Source organism: Saccharomonospora saliphila YIM 90502 (assembly GCF_000383795.1).
Lineage (GTDB): Bacteria > Actinomycetota > Actinomycetes > Mycobacteriales > Pseudonocardiaceae > Saccharomonospora > Saccharomonospora saliphila.
On the sequence record NZ_KB912705.1, the window covers coordinates 8,133 to 14,593 of the forward strand.

Genomic DNA, 6,461 nt, shown 5'->3' on the forward strand with positions numbered 1-6,461 from the left:
GGCCTCGCGCGCGCCCCGGGCCGAGATGTCGGCCAGTGCCCGTTCGTCGGCCGCCGGGACGCGGGAGCGGCTGCCCAGTTCGATCAACGGGGGCAGCAGCGCCCGGACGAGTTTGACCGCGCCCACCCACCGGGGCACGTGGATCGTGCGCGCCCGCCGCCGGACTCCGGCGTGGAGCGCGTCGAGGCAGACCTGGAGCGGGTAGGTCCGTCCGAACACGCCCGGCATCCCCGAACGGAGCTTGCCGAACACCGGGTGGGCGTCCGCGCTGTCCACCAGGTCGGTCTTGATCCAGCTCGGGTGTGCGACGCCGACCCGCACGCCCAGGTGCGCGACCTCGGCACGCAGGCTGTTGCAGAAGGCCTCGACACCGGCCTTCGCGGCGGCGTAGTTCGCCATACCGGGCGCGTGCGCGATGGCCGCGAACGACGAGACGGCCAGCAGGTAGCCCTTGCGCGCGATGACGTGGGGAAGGGTGACGCGGAAGGTCCGCCACACGCCGAGCAGATCCACCTCGAAGACGCGCTCGAACGCCGTCGGGTCGACGGAGCGCACGAATCCCGTTGTCGCGATTCCCGCGTTGGCGATGACGATGTCGATGCCGCCGAAGTGCTCCACGACACCGTCGGTGGCCTTCTCGAGGGCGGCCCAGTCGGTGACGTCGGCTTCCCACGAGCGGGCCGACGGCCCGATCTCCTCGGCGACCCGCCGTTGCTCGTCCGCCTCGATGCCGACGAGGGCGACCTTCGCGCCGTCGGCCGCGAGCCGGTGCGCCAGCCCCGCGCCGATGCCCCGGGCCGCGCCGGTGATGAGCACGACCTTGTTCCTCACGTTCCTGCCGGTCAACAGCGCCACGCCTGCCTCCATCGCCGGGTGTCTCGTCTCTGGGACGCGCCAAACTTACTCGAAGTAGGCTACTGTGCGGTAGGCCCAGAGGGAATGCGATCACCCACGCCCGGTGTTGGGATGAACCATGACCGCGAATCTCGGCAGGATCGGTATCTGGCGGTGGGTGGACGGGCTGAACGCCGACCTGGCCGCCGAAGTGGAACGGCTCGGCTACGGCACGATCTGGATCGGCGGTTCCCCACCCGCCGACCTCGGCATCGTCGACACGCTGCTCGACGCGACGGAGAACATCACGGTCGCCACCGGGATCGTGAACATGTGGTCCGACGACGCGGCGTCGGTCGCGCGCTCCTACCACCGGATCGTCGCCAGGCACCCGGGCCGCTTCCTGCTCGGCGTCGGGGTCGGCCACCCCGAGGCCACCCGCGAGTACTGCAAGCCCTACGACACGATCGTGTCCTACCTGGACGAGCTCGACGCCGCCGGAGTTCCCGTCGGCGACCGGGCGCTCGCCGCCCTGGGGCCGAACGTGCTCGCTCTCGCCGCCGAGCGCACCGCCGTCGCGCACCCGTACCTCACCACGCCGGAACACACCCGGTGGGCGCGGGAGATTCTCGGCGACGGCGTGCTGCTCGCGCCCGAGCAGAAGGTCGTGCTCGACACCGACGCCGCACGCGCCCGGCGTACGGCCCGCCCCGCGGTGGCCACCCCGTATCTCTCGCTGACCAACTACGTCGGCAACCTGCGCAGGCTCGGGTGGAGCGACGACGAGATCGCCGACGGCGGCAGCGACCGGCTGATCGACGCGCTGGTCGCGCACGGTGACGCCGAGGCCGTGGCCCGCGGCGTCGCCGCGCACCTCGACGCGGGAGCCGACCACGTGTGCGTGCAGGCACTTCCGCCGGACGCCGACCCGCTCCCGGTCTACCGCGCCCTCGCCGACGCGCTCCACGACCCCTCGCGCTGACCCCCGGCGCTGTTGAATTGCCGTCAAGGCCTCCTTCACTGCGTTGAGTGCAGTCAAGGAGGCCTTGACGGCACGACAACAACGGGCGAGCCGGGCCACGGCCGCCCGCGCCGGGCCGGTGGTCCTCGTAGGATGCGGGCAAGGGACTCGTGTTCCGGGCCGCGTCGCCGCGCCCGCGCGGCGGTGGCACGCGCGTGGGCACGGGTCCGCCCAAGCGCCCGCATCCGAGGAGGACATCGATGCCCATCGCGACCCCCGAGGTCTACGCCGAGATGCTGGACCGGGCCAAGGCGAACGAGTTCGCGTACCCGGCCATCAACGTGACCTCGTCCGAGACGCTCAACGCCGCGCTGCGCGGTTTCGCCGAGGCGGAGAGCGACGGGATTATCCAGTTCTCCACCGGTGGTGCCGAGTTCGCGTCGGGCCAGAAGGTGAAGGACATGGTGACCGGGGCGACCGCGCTGGCCGAGTTCGCCCACGTCGTCGCCGACAAGTACCCGGTCAACATCGCACTGCACACCGACCACTGCCCCAAGGACAAGCTGGACGGCTTCGTCAACCCGCTGATCGAGATCTCGAAGGAGCGGGTGGCGCGGGGACAGAACCCGCTGTTCCAGTCGCACATGTGGGACGGCTCGGCGATCGACCTCGACGAGAACCTCAAGATCGCCACCGACCTGCTGGACCGCGCCGCCGCCGCGAAGATCATCCTGGAGGTGGAGATCGGCGTCGTCGGCGGTGAGGAGGACGGGGTCTCCAACGAGATCAACGAGAAGCTCTACACCGCCGAGGGCGACTTCCTCAAGACCGTCGACGCGCTGGGCGCGGGCGAGAAGGGCCGGTACCTGCTCGCGGCCACCTTCGGCAACGTGCACGGCTCGTACAAGCCGGGCGCGGTGCGGCTGCGCCCCGACGTGCTCAAGCGCGGCCAGCGCGTGGCCGCCGACAAGCTCGGGCTCGGCGAGGACGCCAAGCCGTTCGAGCTGGTCTTCCACGGCGGGTCCGGCTCGCTGCTCGAGGAGATCCACGAAGCCGTGTCGTACGGCGTGGTGAAGATGAACGTGGACACCGACACCCAGTACGCGTTCACCCGGCCGATCGCCGACCACATGTTCCGCAACTACGACGGCGTGCTCAAGGTCGACGGCGAGGTCGGCAACAAGAAGGTCTACGACCCGCGCAGCTACCTGAAGGTGGCCGAGGGTGCGATGGCCGACCGTGTCGTCGAGGCCGCGCAGAGCCTGAAGTCGGCGGGCACGAAGCTCTGAGCGCGTCGCGGGCCGCGTCCGGTCCGGTGTCGCCGCGGTGGGTGGCGTCGCCGGGCCGGGCCGACCGGGGCGTGCGGAATGCCGCACAATGGCAGCCATGACGCACGGCAACCTCCTCGAACCCGACGCCACCCGACTGCCCGAGCGGCCCGACGCGGAGGCCGCGATGGACGCCGGAACGGACCCGGCGGAGGTCGCCGCCGAACACCCGGACTTCAGCGAGGCGTGGGCCGCGCTGGCCGAGCGTGCGCTGGACGGCGACGAGCACGTCGCCGCCTACGCCTACGCCCGCACCGGCTACCACCGCGGGCTCGACCAGCTGCGCAGGTCGGGCTGGAAGGGCTTCGGCCCGGTGCCCTGGGCGCACCGCCCGAACCAGGGCTTCCTGCGGGCTACCGCCGCGCTCGCCCGCGCCGCGGGCCGCATCGGCGAAACCGACGAGTACGACCGCTGCGCACAGCTCATCGTCGACTCCGATCCGGCCGCCCAGCACCTCCTGCCCACGGAGTGAGCCGCCGGGCTCTTCGGCGTCGCGAGCGTGCGTGAGCCGAAAAGCCCGCGCCCGCTCGCGTGCTGGCCCCGACGCGCTCAGCACCGGTCGAGCATGTCCTCGAGCGCGGACTTCTCCTCGCGCTCGATGGTCAGCTCCCAGGTGTGTTTGACCTCGATCCACAGCACGGCGTAGGTGCAGTGGTAGTCCGCACGCGGCGGCTGCCACTCCTCGGGCCCTTTGTCGCCCTTGGACTGGTTGACGTTGTCGGTCACCGCGAGCAGGTTCACACCGTCGAGGTCGTTGGCGAAGCGTTCCCGCTCGTCGGTCGTCCAGTCCGACGCGCCGGTGCGCCATGCTTCGGCCAGCGGCACCACGTGGTCGATGTCGACGTCCGACGGGTCGCTCCACGTCTCGCCGTCGAACGGGCTGTGCCAGGTCCCGGAGATCGGGTAGCAGTCGTCGCCGGTGCGGACGTCGTCGCCGTCGCGTTCGAGGACGACCTCGCGGGTGTCGCAGTTGTCGCCCTGGGCGCTCCAGTGGGGGAACTCGTCGCGGTCGTACCCGTCGAGTGTGCCTTCGGGTTCGACGGTGAGCTGCTCCAGCCACTCGCGCGCGGCCCGTTCGTCAGCGTCGGCCGAGCCGGACGAGTCGTGACCGTCGGCCGAGCCGGACGTGGTCGCCGTGCCCGGGACCGCCGAGCCGGACGGAGACGCGGCGCCGAGGTCCTCGACGGCGGCACACGCCGTCAGCGTCGCGAGTACACCGACGGTGGCGAGCGAGATACGGAGCGCGCGCGAGGACAGCACGCTTCGACTCTGGCCGAGGCGGGCGCCCGAGATCAACATTTCGGGGTGGTGGTACGCGGGATGAGACGAAGATCGCGATCGGTCGGCGCACCCGGTGGACGGGCGCGCCGACCGCATGTGGCGACTCCCGCGGATCGTCAGGGCGACCCGCCGGAGTCCCCGGCCGACTCCGACCGCCGACGGCGACTCGCGGGTTGCCAGGGGCGACTCGCGAGTCGGGACGGGGCAACTCGCGGGCCCGGAAGGGGCAACTCGCGAGGCCGGAAGGGGCGACTCGCGGGTGGGGAGGGGCGGTCAGGTCAGGGTGGGGCAGCTGTTCGGGGCCTGCTCGCCCGCGAAGCGGTCGGAGATCCAGGCCACGGCCTCCGGGTAGGCCCGGAGCATGCCGCCGACGTGGCTGGGCACCAGCGACGGAGTGAACCGCACCGTCGCGCCGCCCGCGCACCAGTCCCGCGCCATCTGCCTGCCCTGGCCGTAGGGCACGATGTCGTCGAGCTTGCTGTGCACGACGAGTGTGGGCACCTCGGGCGCGCGGTGCCCGATCCGCTGCTCGGCAACGCGGGAGGCGTAGGGCTCGATCTTCAGGTAGTCGGTCAGGGACCGGCCGTCCACGGTCAGGTCGGACGAACGGGTGAACGCGTGGGCCAGCAACGCCTCCGCGGTGCACTGCTCGGCGACCTCGTCCAGCATCCGCCTGCCCTCGGCGTTGAGCAGCGACTCGATGTCCAGCTCCGGGTAGGCCGTGTCCAGCGAGAGCAGCGAGTAGCCGAGGAAGGCGGCCGCGTAGTGCCCGTCGAGTCCGGGCGCGACCTCGGCGAGGTCCGCGGGCGGCGCGCCCGCGTAGGCACCCTTGACGTCCAGCTCGGGCGCATAGGCAGGCTGGACCTCGGCCGCCGCCGCGGACGCTCCGCCACCCTGGGAGTAGCCCGCGATCGCCACCGGGCCCGCGTCCGGCACGTCCACACCCGGCAGGCGCTGTGCGGCGCGCGCGGCATCGAGCACCGTGTGCCCCTCCGAGCCGGTGTTGACGTAGGTGTGCGTACCGGGGGTGCCGAGCCCTTCGTAGTCGGTGATCACCAGGGCGTAGCCCCGGTTCAGCAGGCCCGCCACGAACGGGCCCTCGTACTCGAGGCCGAGCCGCATCTTCTTCGACGGCGCGCAGTCGTCCCCGACGCCCTGCGTTCCCGGGGCGTAGCTGACCAGAGGGCGCTCGCCCTCTCCTCGCCACGGCGCGTCGGGCACCAGCACGGTGCCGGTGACCGCGATCGGCTCGCCGTGGGTGTCCCGGCTGCGGTACATGATGCGGTGCGCGTCGGCCTCGGGCCGGATCAGCTTGACCGGGTCGAGGTAGAACTCGGACTCTTCGTGCTTGATCAGGTCTCCGTCGGCGCCGGGCGGCAGCGGCGACGGGGGCGTGTAGAAGTCGGCGGCGCCCTCCACGGCGGTGCTCTCGGCTTCGGCGGTCTCGGAGACGTCGGCGGTCTCGGTGTGGGCCGCGTGGGCGGTGGTGGTGAGCAGGGTCAGTCCCGTGGTCGCGGCCAGCAGTGCGACGAGGGGGCGGTGAATCCGGCCAGGTGGACGCATCGGAGCTCCTTGTGCACGGACGGTGACGTCGTTGTCCAGGAGCCGATTTCCGCAGCGACAACGGACGTTGTCAACGAATGCGGAGATTTTCGTCCGAGCCCGACAAGCACCGGCCGTACAACGCTGGCCCGGGTACGAATTTCCCGGCGGTACCGCCGATGCCCGGCTCAGCGCACCAGCCGGAGGTCGCTGGTGTGCCGGTACCAGGTCCAGCCCCGCATCGACCTCGGGAACTCGACACCGTCCGAGACCGGCACCATCGGGTCACAGGCGAGCTGGAACGCGCGCCCGCGCAGCACCGACCGGCGGCGGACGAACCTGCCCCGGGTCACGGTCACCGCGAGGCCGATCGCCTCGTCCGGGCGCACCTCGATGGAGCGCACCGCGCCGTGCAGCGCCACCGTGTCGTCGCAGTAGCCCCGTCCGCGCACGCCGGTGAGCACACCCCGGCCGACGAGCACGCCGCCCGAGTCGTCGCGCAGCAGCGGTACCGG

Annotated in this window: 6 protein-coding genes and 1 pseudogene; 3 read left to right on the top strand and 4 right to left on the bottom strand. The window is 71.8% G+C overall.

The genetic code is table 11. From position 1 onward, the window contains the following. On the bottom strand, positions 1 to 867 hold an 867-nt coding region (locus SACSA_RS0116635), incomplete at its 3' end, for an SDR family oxidoreductase (protein ID WP_019818865.1). Between the two features lie 106 nt (positions 868 to 973). Between SACSA_RS0116635 and SACSA_RS0116640 the strand changes: the two genes are divergently transcribed. The 3 genes from SACSA_RS0116640 (at position 974) to SACSA_RS0116650 (ending at position 3,595) form a co-directional block, all read left to right on the top strand. After that, on the top strand, positions 974 to 1,816 hold the full coding sequence (locus SACSA_RS0116640) for an LLM class F420-dependent oxidoreductase (protein WP_019818867.1): 843 nt from the start codon (positions 974 to 976) through the stop codon (positions 1,814 to 1,816). Between the two features lie 239 nt (positions 1,817 to 2,055). Further along, the gene (gene fbaA / locus SACSA_RS0116645; protein WP_019818869.1) at positions 2,056 to 3,084 is read left to right on the top strand and encodes a class II fructose-bisphosphate aldolase; all 1,029 of its coding nucleotides are present in this window, start codon (positions 2,056 to 2,058) and stop codon (positions 3,082 to 3,084) included. Positions 3,085 to 3,181: 97 nt separating this feature from the next. Continuing rightward, the gene (locus SACSA_RS0116650) at positions 3,182 to 3,595 is read left to right on the top strand and encodes a DUF3151 domain-containing protein (RefSeq protein WP_019818871.1); all 414 of its coding nucleotides are present in this window, start codon (positions 3,182 to 3,184) and stop codon (positions 3,593 to 3,595) included. 77 nt (positions 3,596 to 3,672) lie between these two features. Here the strand turns inward: SACSA_RS0116650 and SACSA_RS0116655 are convergent, their stop codons facing one another. The 3 genes and pseudogenes from SACSA_RS0116655 to SACSA_RS0116665 all read right to left on the bottom strand — a co-directional run. Then, complete coding sequence (locus SACSA_RS0116655; protein ID WP_019818873.1) at positions 3,673 to 4,383, bottom strand: HNH endonuclease family protein; 711 nt, start codon at positions 4,381 to 4,383, stop codon at positions 3,673 to 3,675. 294 nt (positions 4,384 to 4,677) lie between these two features. Then, positions 4,678 to 5,967, bottom strand: coding sequence for a lipase family protein (locus SACSA_RS0116660; RefSeq protein WP_019818874.1), 1,290 nt, complete (start codon positions 5,965 to 5,967; stop codon positions 4,678 to 4,680). A gap of 167 nt (positions 5,968 to 6,134) precedes the next feature. After that, a pseudogene (locus SACSA_RS0116665) lies at positions 6,135 to 6,461 on the bottom strand (hypothetical protein); the annotation flags it as partial.